This window comes from Microbulbifer sp. THAF38 (assembly GCF_009363535.1).
GTDB lineage: Bacteria > Pseudomonadota > Gammaproteobacteria > Pseudomonadales > Cellvibrionaceae > Microbulbifer.
In genome coordinates this window covers 1013506-1028196 of the sequence record NZ_CP045369.1, presented here as the reverse complement: position 1 = coordinate 1028196, position 14691 = coordinate 1013506, and the positions used below count along the sequence as shown (strand labels likewise).

The following is a 14691-nucleotide window of genomic DNA, read 5'->3' as shown; positions in this document are numbered from 1 at the left end:
TGCCAAGCTAAAGCTAGCCCGGCTCCACATAGAGCAGCAAACCGCGCTGAGCGATAATGCGCACACGCTGCCCCGGCTCCAGTGGCGTCTCACAACGTGCCCGCCAAATTTCTCCATCGAGGTGCACAAGCACCTCTTCTTTGCTCACATTGCTCACCACCGCCACTCGTCCCACCAGGGCCTGATCGGAGGCAAGCCGCGGTTTGCGCAAACTCCTGCCCACCGCCATTAAAAGACCCAAAAGAAAAACACCGCTTACGCCGGCAATCGCTGCGATCAATTTTCGCGACACTTGCATACCCGGTACGTCGGTGTCTATCAGCATCACCGAGCCAATCACCAACGCAATAATTCCACCAATTCCCAGGGCGCCAAAACTGGGCATAAAGACTTCCGCCACAATCAAAAGCGCTCCAACGATAATCAGCGCCAATCCGGCATAATTAATCGGCAAAACCTGCAAAGCATAGAAGGCCAATAACAGGCAAATAACCCCCACGATGCCGGGTACAAAAGCGCCGGGGCTATATCCCTCGAAAATCAGGCCGTAAATACCAATTAATAAAAGAATATAAGCCACCTGGGGATTGGTAATCAGGGCCAGTAATTCATTGCGCCAATCCGGCTCGTAATTTTCGATGGGGAGCTGGGCAATCTCCGCCGAAATAGTAATATCGCCGGAGTCGAGAGAAACTTTGCGCCCGGCCAGCTGCTTTAATAAATCCTCGTCATTCTTGGCAACGATATCGACAACATTCATCTCCAGCGCTTCCGAGGCAGTCAGAGTTGCCGCTTCACGAACGGCTTTCTCCGCCCACTCCGCATTGCGTCCATTGCGTTGTGCTAAACCTCGAATAAAAGCAACGGAATCATTCACCATCTTGCGCTCCATAGCAGTGCCGGATAATGGTTTCTCCTTTTTGTCCTCCTCTTCACTTTCTTCGTCCTCTTTATTCGCCTCTTCTGTCTCCTCTTTTTGGTCGTTCTCTTTTGGATTACCACCAGGGGGTGGCGTTCCTGGGGGCCCGCCTATTTGCACTGGCGTGGCGGCCCCTAGTGTTGTAGCCGGGGCCATTGCCGCTATCTGGCTGGCATAGAGGATATAGGTGCCGGCACTGGCTGCACGGGCACCCGAGGGATACACATAGGTAGTAATAGGAATGGGGGAGGAAAGGATATGTTGGATAATATCCCGGGACGCTGCATCGAGACCGCCAGGAGTATCGATATGCACAATAATTAACTCGGCACCGCGCGCGCCAGCATTCTCAGTGGCGCGCTTAAAATAATCGGTTGTGGCCGGGCCTATGGCACCATCAATAGACAACAGCGCCACATGGGGGGAAGCATCTTCCTGCGCGGCACTTTTCGAGATCAAAACGACAAGGAGCAGCGTCAGGATGAGCGCGCCGCGCAAGAATACCGCTGACGATATCTGATTCGACATGCATCTTTCCCTGATGCGATTGCGGAGAAACCCAGGCCAGCTATTGTATTTCTGGCCGGGGTAACTCAATCAGATTAACAGAAAAAAGCGGCGTTATCTGAAAACAAGGAAAGTGACGTTAAACCGGGTTGCGGCGGCTGTGCCAATGCACTTCACGGGCGTATTTATCTACCTGGTTTTCCACTCCAAGTAATAGGGCGAACAGAGCCATACGCACCAATAGACCATTATCGGTCTGGCGGAAAATTGCCAGGCTCGGATGTTCATTCAAATCAATATCCAGCTCGTTGGCCTCTGCGCGTGAATCCCTCGGCAGAGGGTGCATAATCACCGTATTGGGCTCTGCATAGCGGGTAAATATCGCCCGGTTTAGGCGGAAACGCCCACGGTAGCGGTTGGCCTCATCCTGGGAGGCAAAGCGCTCTTCCTGGATACGGGTGGAGTAGACGATATCTACATGGGCGATCGAGGATTCCAGCTGGTCGGTGACCGTCACCTCGTGCCCCACCTCGCGCAGCTTCTCCACAATCGCGTCGGGCATTGCCAGCTCCGGTGGGGAGACTAGAGTGATATGCACCCTGCCAAATAAGCACAGCAGCTTGCACAGGGAGTGTACGGTGCGACCGTGTTTGAGATCGCCAATCATGGCAATGCGGAAATCATCCAGGGTGCGGCCATGGGCGGCCAGTTCTTTGCGAATAGTGTAGAGATCTAACAGCGCCTGGGTGGGGTGCTCATTAGCGCCATCACCGCCATTGACCACCGGCACGCGACTCGCTGCGGCGAACTCCGCCACCGAGCCCTCCTGCGGGTGGCGCATACAAATCACATCGCTGTAGCCCGACAGTACCCGCGCCGTATCGTAGAGGGATTCGCCCTTGGCCATAGCGCTGGCGGTAATCCCCACAGTTTCCCGAACCGTGCCACCCAGCAGGTTAAAAGCAGCCCCAAAACTCAAGCGGGTACGGGTGCTCGGCTCCATAAACATATTGCCGAGAATCGCTCCCTCCAACACGCGTGTAACTTTTTCACGCTGGGCGTAAGGGGTCATGGCGTCAGCCACATCGAATACGCGCTCTATATCGGCACGTTCGAACTGGCTGACGGACAGAATATTGGCTCCGATAAAGTCCATGGTTACTCCAGTGATTGCGCCTTGTGGGCGCGGGTATTCGCGAGCGGCATTCTACTCGGGCACCGCAATAGAACCCAGTGAAAGAATGGCCGCTGGCGCGATTCAACACATTAGGCGAGCAGACTATCGCCCCAGTTTTCCAGCTCGGTAATCAGCGATATCCGCTCCGGATGCTGTACTCGCAGTTCGGACAGCTGGCGGAAGTAATCTTCGAGGGTGATAGAGGCCCCTGCGGTGGGATCGGTTAACCGCTGGAAACACCAGATCTGCCAGCGCTGATGCTCCTCGTCCGATAGGGTCTCAGGGAAGTTGCGCGCACGCATGCGAAACAATAACTCGGGTAGGCGCTTATCGCTGAATGGCACTTCGCCAGCCAGGGCTTCGGGCCCTCGGGCTGCCAAGCCGCGGTGCAGCTCACGGCAGATATCGCGATCGGCATCGCTGAGGAAACCGCCGTAGAGATCCGCCTCTACATCTTTCTGGGGAAACTCCCGATCCAGAAAAACGTTGTGCAGTTTCTCGGTCAGATCAACGCTTTTCAACTTCTGCCAGTTGGCTTCGCAAACCGCCCGGTCGATGCCCAGTTCACTGGCGCGTTTATCGTCGAGCATATTGGCTGGGGCCAATATCGGGCACTTGTTCAAGTGCACCAGTTTCAGCCCAACCGGCAGTTCGCTTTCACCCAGCTGATCGCGAGCGGTATAGAGGCGCTCACGCAGCGTATCCGCATCCAGGTTGAGTAAAGGCTCGGGGTCCATCGCCAAATTGGCAACAATCACAGCATTGCGATTCACCGGATGGCTGGCCAGTGGCATCACATAAGTTAAGTGCCCATGATTGGCAGAGATCTTGCCGGAGATATGCAACAGCGGGCGGCGCTCGCGCATATCGATCATCTTGGCGGCTTCCTGCTTGCGGCGCAGGCGGAAAACATAATCGTAAAGCTTCGGTTGCTGCTTGCGGATCAGCCGCGCCATATCAATCGTAGCGTGGACATCAGAGAGTGCATCATGAGCGCCCTCGTGGGAAATTCCATTGGCAGCGGTCAGTTCTTCCAGGCGGAAAGACGGCGCACCGTCTTCGCGTGTCGGCCACTGGATACCCTCGGGGCGCAGAGCGTAAGTGAGGCGCACCATGTCGATAATGTCCCAGCGGCTATTACCGGAGCGCCACTCGCGCTCATAGGGGTCGAGCAGGTTGCGGTACAGGGTGTAGCGGGTTACTTCGTCGTCAAAGCGCAAACTGTTGTAGCCCACACCACAGGTACCGGGCGCACCCAGCTCGGCGAGGATACGCTGGATAAATTCAATTTCCGGTACACCATTGGCCAGGGCCTTTTGCGGGCTGATGCCGGTCACCAGACTCGCCATAGGCTGCGGCAGGCAGTCCGCTGAAGGGCGACAGTAAATCATCAATGGCTCGCCGACGATATTCAGCGCTTCGTCGGTCCTGATACCGGCAAACTGCGCCGGTTTGTCGGCACCCGGGTCTGTGCCCCAGGTTTCATAATCGTGCCAATAAAGTGTGGTAGAACTCACGGTACCTCCATAATTTGGCGGCATCATACCACTGAGCACCACGCCATCTGGACACCTGAACCCAGATTTGAGTCGCTCTCCAGTGAACGCTGGTTGCAAAGCCGCCACCGCCCATTAAAATTCGGCGTTTCCACGAATTTAAGACAGCTATAACCCTCTATGAATATTCGCCAACTCCTCTCCGACAAATTCCAGGCCGCCATGCTTGCCGCCGGTATCCCCGAAGAATGCGGCCCGATTGTGGCACCTGCGAAGAAAGCCGGATTTGGCGACTACCAGGCCAATGGCGCTATGGGCGCTGCAAAGCGACTGGGCACCAACCCGCGTGAGCTGGCCAGCAAGATCCTTGAGCAGCTGGACAAGGGCGATATGATCGAAAAGGTAGAGATCGCCGGTCCTGGCTTCTTAAACATCCATCTAAGTGAACAGTGGCTGAGCCAACAGCTGTTAGCTGCCCAAGGCGACAAGCGCCTCAATATTGCCTCTGTTGAAGAGCCCAAGACCGTAGTTATCGACTACTCCTCCCCCAACTTGGCCAAAGAAATGCACGTGGGCCATTTGCGCACCACCATTATCGGTGATGCCCTTGCGCGCCTGTTGGAGTTCCAGGGCCACAAGGTGGTTCGCCAAAACCATGTGGGCGACTGGGGTACTCAGTTCGGCATGTTGCTGGCGCACCTCTCCGACAAGCTGGCAGACAACGATGCGGAAGTGGCCCTGGCCGACCTGGAAGTCTTTTACCGCGAAGCCAAGGTACGTTTCGATGAGGAGGAGGGTTTTGCCGATCGCGCCCGTGACTATGTTGTGAAACTGCAGGGTGGCGATGAGCAGTGCCTGAAACTGTGGAAACAGTTTATCGATATTTCTATCAGCCACTGTGAAGAGATCTACTCCAAGCTCAATGTCACTCTTCAGCCTGGAGATATTTATGCCGAAAGCCGCTACAACGACGATTTACCAGTACTGGTTAAAGAGCTGCTAGACCGCGGCATCGCCGTCGAAGATCAGGGGGCTATCGTGGTGTTCCTGGAAGAAATGGCTGATAAAGAGGGCAACCCCAGCCCGATGATTATCCAGAAGAAGGGCGGTGGTTACCTATACGCTACCACCGACCTAGCTGCCATCCGCTACCGCGCCAACCAGCTCAACGCAGACCGTATTCTCTACGTAGTGGATGCCCGCCAATCTCTGCACCTGCAACAGACCTTTGTGGCCTCCCGCAAAGCGGGGTTCGTAGCGGAAGCAGTAGGCCTGGAACATTGTACCTTTGGCACCATGATGGGCGACGACGGCAAACCATTTAAAACCCGTACCGGCGGTACGGTAAAACTGGCCGCCCTGCTGGATGAAGCCGTAGAGCGCGCAGAGAAACTGGTAGCCGAGAAAAACCCAGAGCTGGATGCACAAACCTGTGCGGAAATCGCCCGCAAGGTGGGCATCGGCGCGGTGAAATATGCAGACTTGAGCAAGACCCGCACTAACGATTACATCTTCAGCTGGGAATCCATGCTCAGCTTTGAAGGTAATACGGCCCCCTACCTACAGTATGCCTATACCCGCGTACGCAGTATTTTCCGCAAGGCCGGTATTGAGGCGAGTGAACTCAAGGGCGATATTCATCTGGAAAGCCCCCAAGAGCGCGCACTGGCAGTAAAACTGAGCCAGTTTGGCGAAGTCCTCGATCAGGTAGCCAAAGACACCTTCCCACACGTGCTCTGTACCTATTTGTACGAGCTGGCCAGCACTTATATGAGCTTCTACGAAGCCTGCCCGGTACTGAAAGAAGGGGTAAGTGAAGAACAGAAGCACAGCCGTCTGCAGCTGTGTAACCTGGTGGCCAGCACTATCGCGACTGGCCTCGGCTTGCTCGGTATTGAAGTCATGGAGCAAATGTAAATTGTTCCTGCCCGGCCATACCTCCAGCAAATATGCAGGCAGGCTGGCCGGGCGGCTCTCTGGTGAGCAGGCTTCCACAGCCTCCCGCCAAACCATCCCGCACCATCCATTGCCCCATATAGGCCACCTCTTCCCCACCGGCCTAATCGAAGGAAAGTAACCCGTGAAAATCCTGATTACCGGCGCCTCCGGCCTGCTGGGCCGTAGTGTATTAAAGCAACTTTCCAACAGCCCTACTTTTTCCGCAACCGGGACCGCTTTTTCTCGCGCAGGCGAAAACTTAATTCGCCTGGACTTATCGGATAGCAGCGCAGTCAAAGCTTCTCTGCGGGAAATTAGGCCGGATGTGGTAATCCACTGTGCCGCCGAGCGCTGGCCAGACCGCTGTGCCGACAATCCAGATACCGCCTGGCAACTCAATGTCGGCAGTACTGAGTTATTGGCAAAGTACTGTAGCGAAATCAATGCTCAGTTGGTGTATATCAGCACCGACTATGTCTTTGATGGTACTGCCCCACCCTACACTTCCGATGACACACCCAATCCCGTGAATTTCTACGGTCGAAGCAAGTTGGCAGGAGAGGAAGCGGTACTGAAAAACGGTAACCATTGGGTTTTAAGATTACCCTGGCTGTTTGGACCCGTCGCCTACCTGGAGGAATCTGGTATTACCGCCCTATTAGAGACGCTGCGAGAACAAAAGCCGGTCACACTGGATCACTGGGCAATTCGCTTTCCCACCAGTGTGGAGGAAGTGGCAGAAGTATTGGAGCAATGCCTGTTGAAAATCCGCGGTGGCACCCAGTTTGAAGGAATCTACCAGTGGAGCGGCGACACCGCCTGCACCCGCTTTGAACTCGCGCATATTATTGCCAAAGTGTGCGAATTGAGTACTGACCATATCAGCGCAGATAGCAAACCCAATTTTTCAGTACCGCGCCCCTACAATTGTCAGCTGGATAAATCACGCTTAACAAACCTGGGCATCAAAGGGACCGAACCATTGCCTCAGCAACTGGCACGCAACCTGAAATCTTTTATCCAGAATTAAAATCTAATAGAAAACCAATAAAAGAAAACAAATGGTATAGGGATGTACCTGTGCCGGCGTTTACGCCGGCATTAACTTTTGTAATTGAGCACTATTTATAGCTAACAAGCGTTAATGGCAGTTATTACAGGAGTGGCCATTTATCGACTCAGGGAGGAGTCGTGAAATCGCCAATTTAAGACACTCCAACCTTAGGGAAATATAGATGAAATTAAAACGTTGGCTATCTGCCGGAGCCCTGATTCTGGGTAGCTTTGCAACCCTGGCCTCCTGCCATGCGGACAATGGCCGCCATGGAAAGCGCCTGCACCAAGCAACCAAAAATGAAGATGCCCAACCGATTATCTGGATCGGCGACTTCAATAACTTTGACGATGCCGTAGCATTGATGCTGATTGCCAAAGACCCGCGCTACACCCTGGAACTGGCAGTGGTGGAAGACTCCTTCAATACTGTAGCGCACGGAGCCAACACGGTTTACAACATCCTTGAGTGGTTGGGTAACAACGATACCAAAGTGATACGTGGTGCCTACTTTGCCACTGAGGAGGTCGCTTATGGGGCTAACGGTAAGGCCTCCAGCACTCCGGTAAATGACGACAAAGCTGTAGCTGGCCGCGATGATTACCAGCTGCCCAACTCCTCCGATTTCAGCACCGGCACATGGAATTTGGAGCGCCGTAATGCCATGGGCATTAACCTTTATGGCCAGTATGTACCCGGCCCCTGGCGCGATAACGGCTCCACCTTATACGGAACTGACCACCTAATCCCCCGCGCAAAACAGGATCACTATCGCTATCAGGGCAATAATGGTGTTTCTTTCAACTTTGAGCTGGCTGAAGACATTATCCTGGAAACGCTGGATAACCTGGAGCAGTCTCCAGTCGTTTTCAATACCGGCAAACTGACCACCCTGGCCCGTGTACTCGGCAAGGCCAATGAAGAACAGCTGGCTAAAATTGACCGTGTGATAATGATGGGCGGCGGCTTTGAAAATTACGAACCCTTCACCGCAAATCACGAGGCTGCTTGCTTCGGCGATAAATCCCGCAACTTGGGCGGGAATATTTTTTCTCACCCAAGCTTCGGCTGTGAAAGCGACTTCAGCACCCACCAGGAATTCAATATTCTGCTCGACCCGCTAAGTGCCCAGTGGGCCTTTGACGCCTTGAGTGAAAATGATATTGAAACCTATTTGGTACCCACCAACTCTACCGACATGGCCAAGGTACAGGGCAACACCATCGAAGCCCTGGCCGAACGCCGCGCGACTCCGGAAGCCTGCTACACCTCCCAACTGCTCAGTTCCATTCGCGAGTTTGAAGGTGGAGATTTCCAGGGTAACGGCGACTTCGCCATGGATGCCGTTATTCGCCTGTGGGACATTATCGCCGCACTGGTGCTGTTGGAGCCTGAAACTCTGGAGATGGATCTGGTACCCGGGTTTATTGAGGTTGACCAGCTAAATGCCGGCCTGGCCGACAGCATGACGCCTTATGACCCCATCACCTTCGACCCCACCGTAGGTAAAACCACCTTTACAGAAAACGGCAAAGGCTTAGAAGTGAATGTGGTTATGGGCATCAACCATGACGCTGCTCGTACAGTGATGATTGAGCGTCTGCGTGATCGTTTTAATTCTGCGCGGAAGGGAGCTAGATGTCGAGCTAAACAGCACTAACAAAGAGATTGTTAGTGCATAGGAACCTTTTGACTATTCTGCAGTGCTCTTGTGGACTTTTCAGAGGGTTCCTAAATCTATCAAAGCTTCTATAGCCAACCTGTTCCACTTTCGAGGCCATTTAAACTCTCAGATGACACCTTTCGCCAAGTCTGCTCTGTCCCGGGTAGAACAAAATCGCCCCAACCCCCATCTCACAGGATTTAACCCACTTTTTACCCCCAAATTTAGCAGTTTCCTCGTTCAAATCCCGCAGATTGCCGACACCCGCAACGGTTGCTAAGATGCGCGCCTGCCGCTATGGCCCGGCTTCCCCTCTGGTTCCGTATTGCAACACTGGGGCTGCCAGCAAACCGTTTCTCCCAAGCGTTACCCTCGCCTATCCGCTACGCGGAGGCCCGAGGCTTTCCACAGGAAAAGCGGTATCGAGGCCAGGTGCTATTTTTAACCGCGAGCGCACCGCGACGACTCCCTGCGACTACAGGAACGAAGTTTATGACCCAACCATCGCTGCAGCAGTTGGAACAACACGACGCCTTTATCCATCGCCATATTGGCCCCGATGCCAAACAGGTAGAGGCCATGCTGGAAACCCTCGGAGTTGCCAGCCTCGACGAGCTGATCGAGAAAACCGTGCCCGAAGCCATTCGCAAGACTGATGAGCTGGATCTGGCCGATGCGATCAATGAAGTTGAGGCCCTCGCGGAGCTGAAAGATATCGCGGCGCGCAACAAGATCTACCGCACCTTTATTGGTATGGGTTACCACGACACCATTACCCCCAATGTAATCCTGCGCAATGTGCTGGAGAACCCGGGTTGGTACACCGCCTATACCCCTTACCAGCCGGAAATTGCCCAGGGCCGCCTGGAAGGCCTGCTGAACTTCCAGCAAATGATTATGGACCTCACCGGTATGGAGCTGGCCAATGCCTCCATGCTGGATGAAGGTACCGCAGCAGCTGAAGCCATGGCCATGTGTAAGCGCCAGGTCAAACGCAACAAATCCAACGTCTACTTTGTGGACCAGGACTGCCACCCGCAGACCATCGCCGTAGTTAAAACCCGCGCCGAGCACTTCGGCTTCGAAGTAGTTGTAGGCGATGTGGAAAAAGATATCCCCGCCGAGCTGTTCGGTGCCCTGCTGCAATACCCCGGCAGCACCGGCCGCGTACGTGACCTAACTGACATTATTGCCAAAGTACACGAAGCCAACGCCCTGGTAACCGTGGCCGCTGATCTGATGAGCCTGGTAGCCCTCCGAGCACCGGGTGATATGGGCGCAGACGTAGTTGTTGGCTGTAACCAACGCTTCGGCATCCCCATGGGCTACGGTGGTCCCCACGCCGGTTTCTTCGCCTTCCGCGAAGCTTACAAGCGCTCCGCACCAGGTCGTATTATCGGTGTTTCCGTAGACAGCAAAGGCAAGCGTGCCCTGCGCATGGCCATGCAAACCCGCGAACAGCATATTCGCCGCGAGAAAGCCAACTCCAACATCTGTACTTCCCAGGTGCTGTTGGCGGTAATGAGCGCTTTCTATGCGATTTACCACGGCCCTGAAGGCCTGAAAACCATCGCTGCCCGCATTCAGCGCCTGGCAGACATTCTCGCTTCCGCCCTGCAGCAGGAAGGCTTTAACCTGGCCCACGACAGCTGGTTCGATACCCTGAATATCACCGTTGGCGCCAAACAGGAAGAGATTTACCAGCGCGCCCTGGCCGCTGAAATCAACCTGCGTAAAATTGGTGAAGACGCCCTGGGTGTAAGCCTGAGTGAGACCGCCACCCTGCAGGATGTGTCCGACCTGATCAATGCCTTTATCGGCACCGAACACAGCATCGATCTGCATACTCTGGACAGCGAAATTGCCAGCAAGGGCTCCCTGGGTGTACCCGCCGCCCTAGCGCGCGATACTAAATTCCTGACCCACCCGGTGTTCAACACCTACCACTCCGAGACCGAGATGCTGCGCTATCTCAAGTCTCTGGAAGCCAAGGATATCGCCCTGAATCACTCAATGATTCCCCTGGGCTCCTGCACCATGAAGCTGAACGCCACCGCGGAGATGATCCCGGTCACCTGGCCAGAGTTCGGCAAACTGCACCCCTTCGCACCAGTAGACCAAGCGGAAGGCTACGCGGAAATGTTCCGCCAGCTGCAGCAGATGCTGTCTGCCTGTACCGGTTACGATGCGGTGAGCCTGCAGCCCAATGCCGGTTCCCAGGGCGAATACGCTGGCCTGGTTGCCATCAAGAAATACTTCGAAGCGAAGGGCGAGACCCAGCGCGATATCTGCCTGATTCCCGCCTCGGCCCACGGTACCAACCCGGCTTCCGCCATGATGGTGAGCATGAAAGTGGTTGTGGTTGCTTGTGATGATAAAGGCAATGTGGATATCGAAGACCTGAAAGCCAAAATCGAAGAGCACGGCGACCGTGTTGCCGCGCTGATGGTGACCTACCCATCCACCCACGGGGTATTCGAGGAAGGCATCCGTGAAGTTTGCGACCTTGTGCACCAGGTTGGTGGACAGGTTTATATTGATGGCGCCAACATGAACGCCCTGATTGGCGTGGCAGCTCCGGGCCAGTTCGGTGGTGATGTATCCCACCTGAACCTGCACAAAACTTTCTGTATTCCCCACGGTGGTGGCGGCCCCGGCATGGGCCCGATCGCTGTTGGCGAACACCTGAAGCCTTACCTGGCAGCCCATCCAGTGACTGAAGTTCCGGAAACCAAGCTGGATAACGGCACCATCTCCGCCGCTCCCTGGGGCTCCGCCAGCATCCTGCCGATCAGTTGGATGTATATCCGTATGATGGGCAAGCAGGGCATGAAACAGGCGACCGAAATGGCGATCCTGAACGCCAACTACGTGGCCAAGAAGCTGGGTGAGCACTACTCCCTGCTCTACACCGGCACCAATGGCTTTGTTGCCCACGAGTGCCTGGTAGATCTGCGCCCACTTAAGGAAGCCAGCGGCATCACTGAAGAGGATATCGCCAAGCGCCTGATGGACTTCGGCTTCCACTCCCCCACCATGTCCTTCCCGGTAGCCGGCACCCTGATGATCGAGCCTACCGAAAGTGAATCCAAGGGTGAACTGGATCGCTTTATCGAGGCTATGGCAACAATTCGCCAGGAAGTGGAAGATGTCACCAGCGGTAAATACACCCCTGAAGACAACCCGCTGCACAATGCCCCTCACACCCTTGAGGACGTGATGAGCGATGAGTGGACCCACAGCTACTCCCGCGATATCGCTGCGCGCCCGGCGGCGTGGTTAAAAGAGCACAAGGTGTGGCCGGCTGCTAACCGTATCGACAACGTCTACGGTGACCGCAACCTGATCTGCTCCTGCCCACCGATTGAGAGCTACGCTGAGTAAGATCCAACACTCTCACAGGTGGATTTAAAAGCGGGCTTTATGCCCGCTTTTTTATTCGACCCACAATACTATTATCGAACTGGCACAAACTCTCTCTTCCTGTATAGCTACGTATTTGCAACCATCACCTTCCAACAATATTATTCTACGTTAACTTAATTAAAAATCCTCACATAGGCGGCGCCTAACAACAAAGAAACGGTATTAGTACGTTTTGGCAAAAATTTAGCCAAACTTTCTAATCGCCCCAAGCTTTCAACATCGGAGGTGAAAGTGAGCATTAAAGTTTTAAAAGAAATATTAATTGCGAAGGGAAAAGCAGACTCTTACTCTGACGGTCAAACACCCATAGATCTATGGAGAGCTCTGAACAAAAAATCAGACCAAGGTGTCTTCGACTTTATAGAAAAAGGTTTCATTCTGTCTAACGGACGTCCTAGACCAGCAGATATCACCATAGAATACCGCGATGGGACAGAGTGGGTTTGCATAAAGGATCGCCCCAGGGGACTCAGCACTTTTGATAAACCAGGCTTACCAAAAGGTAAAAACTGGGAGTACTACAAAATTCCTGCAGGGACAGTTTTGCCAGAAGGAATTGCAATTGTAAAAGATGAATATAACACCAGATTTGAGGCAACACACTATACGATAGCCCCAGCCTACGACATGCCTCTGAATCAATTTAAGAATAAGTTAAAAATACTAGAAAAATCCTTAATTAAGGAAGCTATATAATGGAAGTACCTAATACCTGGGCACCACTACTAATTTCTGCTGTTAGAGATGCCGTTTTGTATCAAGAAGGCCTTTTAAGAAGTGAGACCATAGGCGACAAGACAGATTATGAGGAGCACCACTTACAGCTGACTCAATTCCTAGAGTTCCTTAAAGAGGAATATAAAGTGATTGAAAAGGAAACAGGTATACCCTTAGAAAAACTATTATAAAGCTTTTCTTCAGGGTGGCTTCAAACCACCCTGAAGCATATTAAGCTAAACAAATATATCCACACCACTTACTACCCATAGCTGTATAGGATGTCCCCATAAAAACAGTAATAATACAGACATTCCCACCTGTACTGGGTAGTTAGCTTTAGCACATCCCCGCTTCAGCAGGTCACACAAGATTCCACGGGGAATTTTTAACTACTTAAGGCAATTCGGGATCTCTGAAGTACCTGGCCACACTGTAGAAAGGTAGCTACTAGAATCTTTAGTCACATTAAAAATCATAGTGCCGCCACCCAGATTATTATTTTCATTACAGGAAGCTAATGCACTTGCAGTGGAATCGCTATTCAACACAGTAGAAGCGCCAACACCCAACTTGGATCTATCGACCCCCAAGTTTAGGTACTTCTGAACTCGTGAGGTGCAGCTTGAGCCCAACCAGTAGCTCATCTCCCAGCCATAAGTGAGTTGATCGCCCAGTTTCTTGCCGTTCCATTCAGCCTGAAAAGTATCGGTATCACTCCAAAGTGCTTTGGAAATGATTTTATTTGGCATTTTCTCTCGCAATGCACTAGTCACTTTTACCAGGGAGTCAGAATAGGTTTGGCTGCACTGTGAGTACTCATCATCAATATCAATACCATCCAGACCATATTGATCGACTGCATCTTTCAGCTGCTGAGCAAAGTCATCTGCGGATTGCTCATTGGCAAAACAAGACCAACCTGCATTTTGGTGATTTCCGAGAACGCTGAGTACTACTTTCGTACCCTTGTCTTGCAAGTCTTGCACTGTACTCAAATTGTTATTGAGCAAGTCCGACACTTGGTCATTAAAATGCAGTACAGCTTTCTGACCATCATAATTAATATTTGCCGCGAAGATCACAGCTATATCAAACAACTGGCTGCCATCACTCTCTGTAAAGCAGCCTGCATTGCCCAGGTTATTACTATTAACTTCTACGTAAGCAACTTTGGGAGCAGATCCACTTTCTTGAGGAATATCAGATTTACACAGGGTGGAGCCCAGCTGACGTATTTCATTCTTGCGTGAACCACACCCATAGCCACTGCCATCCATGGAGGCATTACCGGCAAGGCTTGCAATTTCCCAATCTCCCAGAACAGAGCACAGCTCATCTTTATAAATTTGTGCCTCAAGATAGGTAACCGGGTCTGCATCGGACGAACAACTGCTTCCACTAACAACATGTGGTGCTGAAGGTTCAGACTTACATAATGTCTTGGACATTTGTCGACTTTCATTGTCCGTCAATTGGCAATTGTCACCCAGGTGCTCTATTGAAGCCCCTCCTGATAGACCGACAAGATCACCACTATTGAGAAGACCACAAAATTCATCAGGATAATTAAGCGCTTCAGAATAGCTTACTTTGGTAGCATCAGAAGGACATACGCCTGAACTGACCACTTCAATACCTGCGTAGGCACCAGCCTGAAATAAAAAGGTGGCACAAGCAGCTTGCATTGCTCTAAGTGTTGGTTGTTTCATATCTATGCTCATTTTTTATTATGTTGTTATGTGAATTTTACAATCTAACATCTAAAATCAAAAAATGGTGTAGTGCGTTTGC

At 52.6% G+C, this 14691-nt stretch carries 10 protein-coding genes; 6 read left to right on the top strand and 4 right to left on the bottom strand.

Translation table 11 applies throughout. The features are described 5' to 3' along the window. Positions 1-13: 13 nt before the first annotated feature. The 3 genes from FIU95_RS04445 to sbcB all read right to left on the bottom strand — a co-directional run bounded on the left by FIU95_RS04445 (position 14) and on the right by sbcB (position 4144). Positions 14-1447: a nodulation protein NfeD gene (locus tag FIU95_RS04445; protein WP_152451877.1), complete on the bottom strand. Its 1434-nt coding sequence runs from the start codon at positions 1445-1447 to the stop codon at positions 14-16. Between the two features lie 118 nt (positions 1448-1565). Beyond that, entirely contained in the window at positions 1566-2582 is a 1017-nt protein-coding gene (locus FIU95_RS04440; RefSeq protein WP_152451875.1) for an aspartate carbamoyltransferase, read from the bottom strand. 110 nt (positions 2583-2692) lie between these two features. Further along, positions 2693-4144: an exodeoxyribonuclease I gene (sbcB, locus tag FIU95_RS04435; protein WP_172975478.1), complete on the bottom strand. Its 1452-nt coding sequence runs from the start codon at positions 4142-4144 to the stop codon at positions 2693-2695. 135 nt (positions 4145-4279) lie between these two features. On the opposite strand from sbcB, the gene argS reads away from it, so the two are divergent. The 6 genes from argS (at position 4280) to FIU95_RS04405 (ending at position 13088) form a co-directional block, all read left to right on the top strand. Then, positions 4280-6016 carry an arginine--tRNA ligase gene (gene argS / locus FIU95_RS04430; protein ID WP_152451873.1) on the top strand — a complete coding sequence of 579 codons (1737 nt, stop codon included), beginning with the start codon at positions 4280-4282 and terminating at the stop codon, positions 6014-6016. Between the two features lie 163 nt (positions 6017-6179). Then, positions 6180-7067 carry an SDR family oxidoreductase gene (locus tag FIU95_RS04425; RefSeq protein ID WP_152451871.1) on the top strand — a complete coding sequence of 296 codons (888 nt, stop codon included), beginning with the start codon at positions 6180-6182 and terminating at the stop codon, positions 7065-7067. Between the two features lie 205 nt (positions 7068-7272). Continuing rightward, positions 7273-8751: a nucleoside hydrolase gene (locus tag FIU95_RS04420; protein ID WP_152451869.1), complete on the top strand. Its 1479-nt coding sequence runs from the start codon at positions 7273-7275 to the stop codon at positions 8749-8751. A 495-nt stretch (positions 8752-9246) separates the two neighbouring features. Continuing rightward, positions 9247-12138 (top strand): aminomethyl-transferring glycine dehydrogenase, encoded by a 2892-nt coding sequence (gene gcvP, locus FIU95_RS04415; RefSeq protein WP_152451867.1) that lies wholly within the window; start codon positions 9247-9249, stop codon positions 12136-12138. A gap of 273 nt (positions 12139-12411) precedes the next feature. Then, a complete protein-coding gene (locus FIU95_RS04410) occupies positions 12412-12876 on the top strand; it encodes a hypothetical protein (RefSeq protein ID WP_172975315.1) in 465 nt (154 codons plus the stop codon). Further along, positions 12876-13088, top strand: coding sequence for a hypothetical protein (locus FIU95_RS04405; protein WP_152451865.1), 213 nt, complete (start codon positions 12876-12878; stop codon positions 13086-13088). Before FIU95_RS04410 ends, FIU95_RS04405 begins: the two co-directional genes overlap by 1 nt. A gap of 201 nt (positions 13089-13289) precedes the next feature. On the opposite strand, the gene FIU95_RS04400 is transcribed toward FIU95_RS04405, so the two are convergent. Then, entirely contained in the window at positions 13290-14609 is a 1320-nt protein-coding gene (locus FIU95_RS04400) for a glycosyl hydrolase family 18 protein (RefSeq protein ID WP_172975314.1), read from the bottom strand. Between the last annotated feature and the right edge of the window lie 82 nt (positions 14610-14691).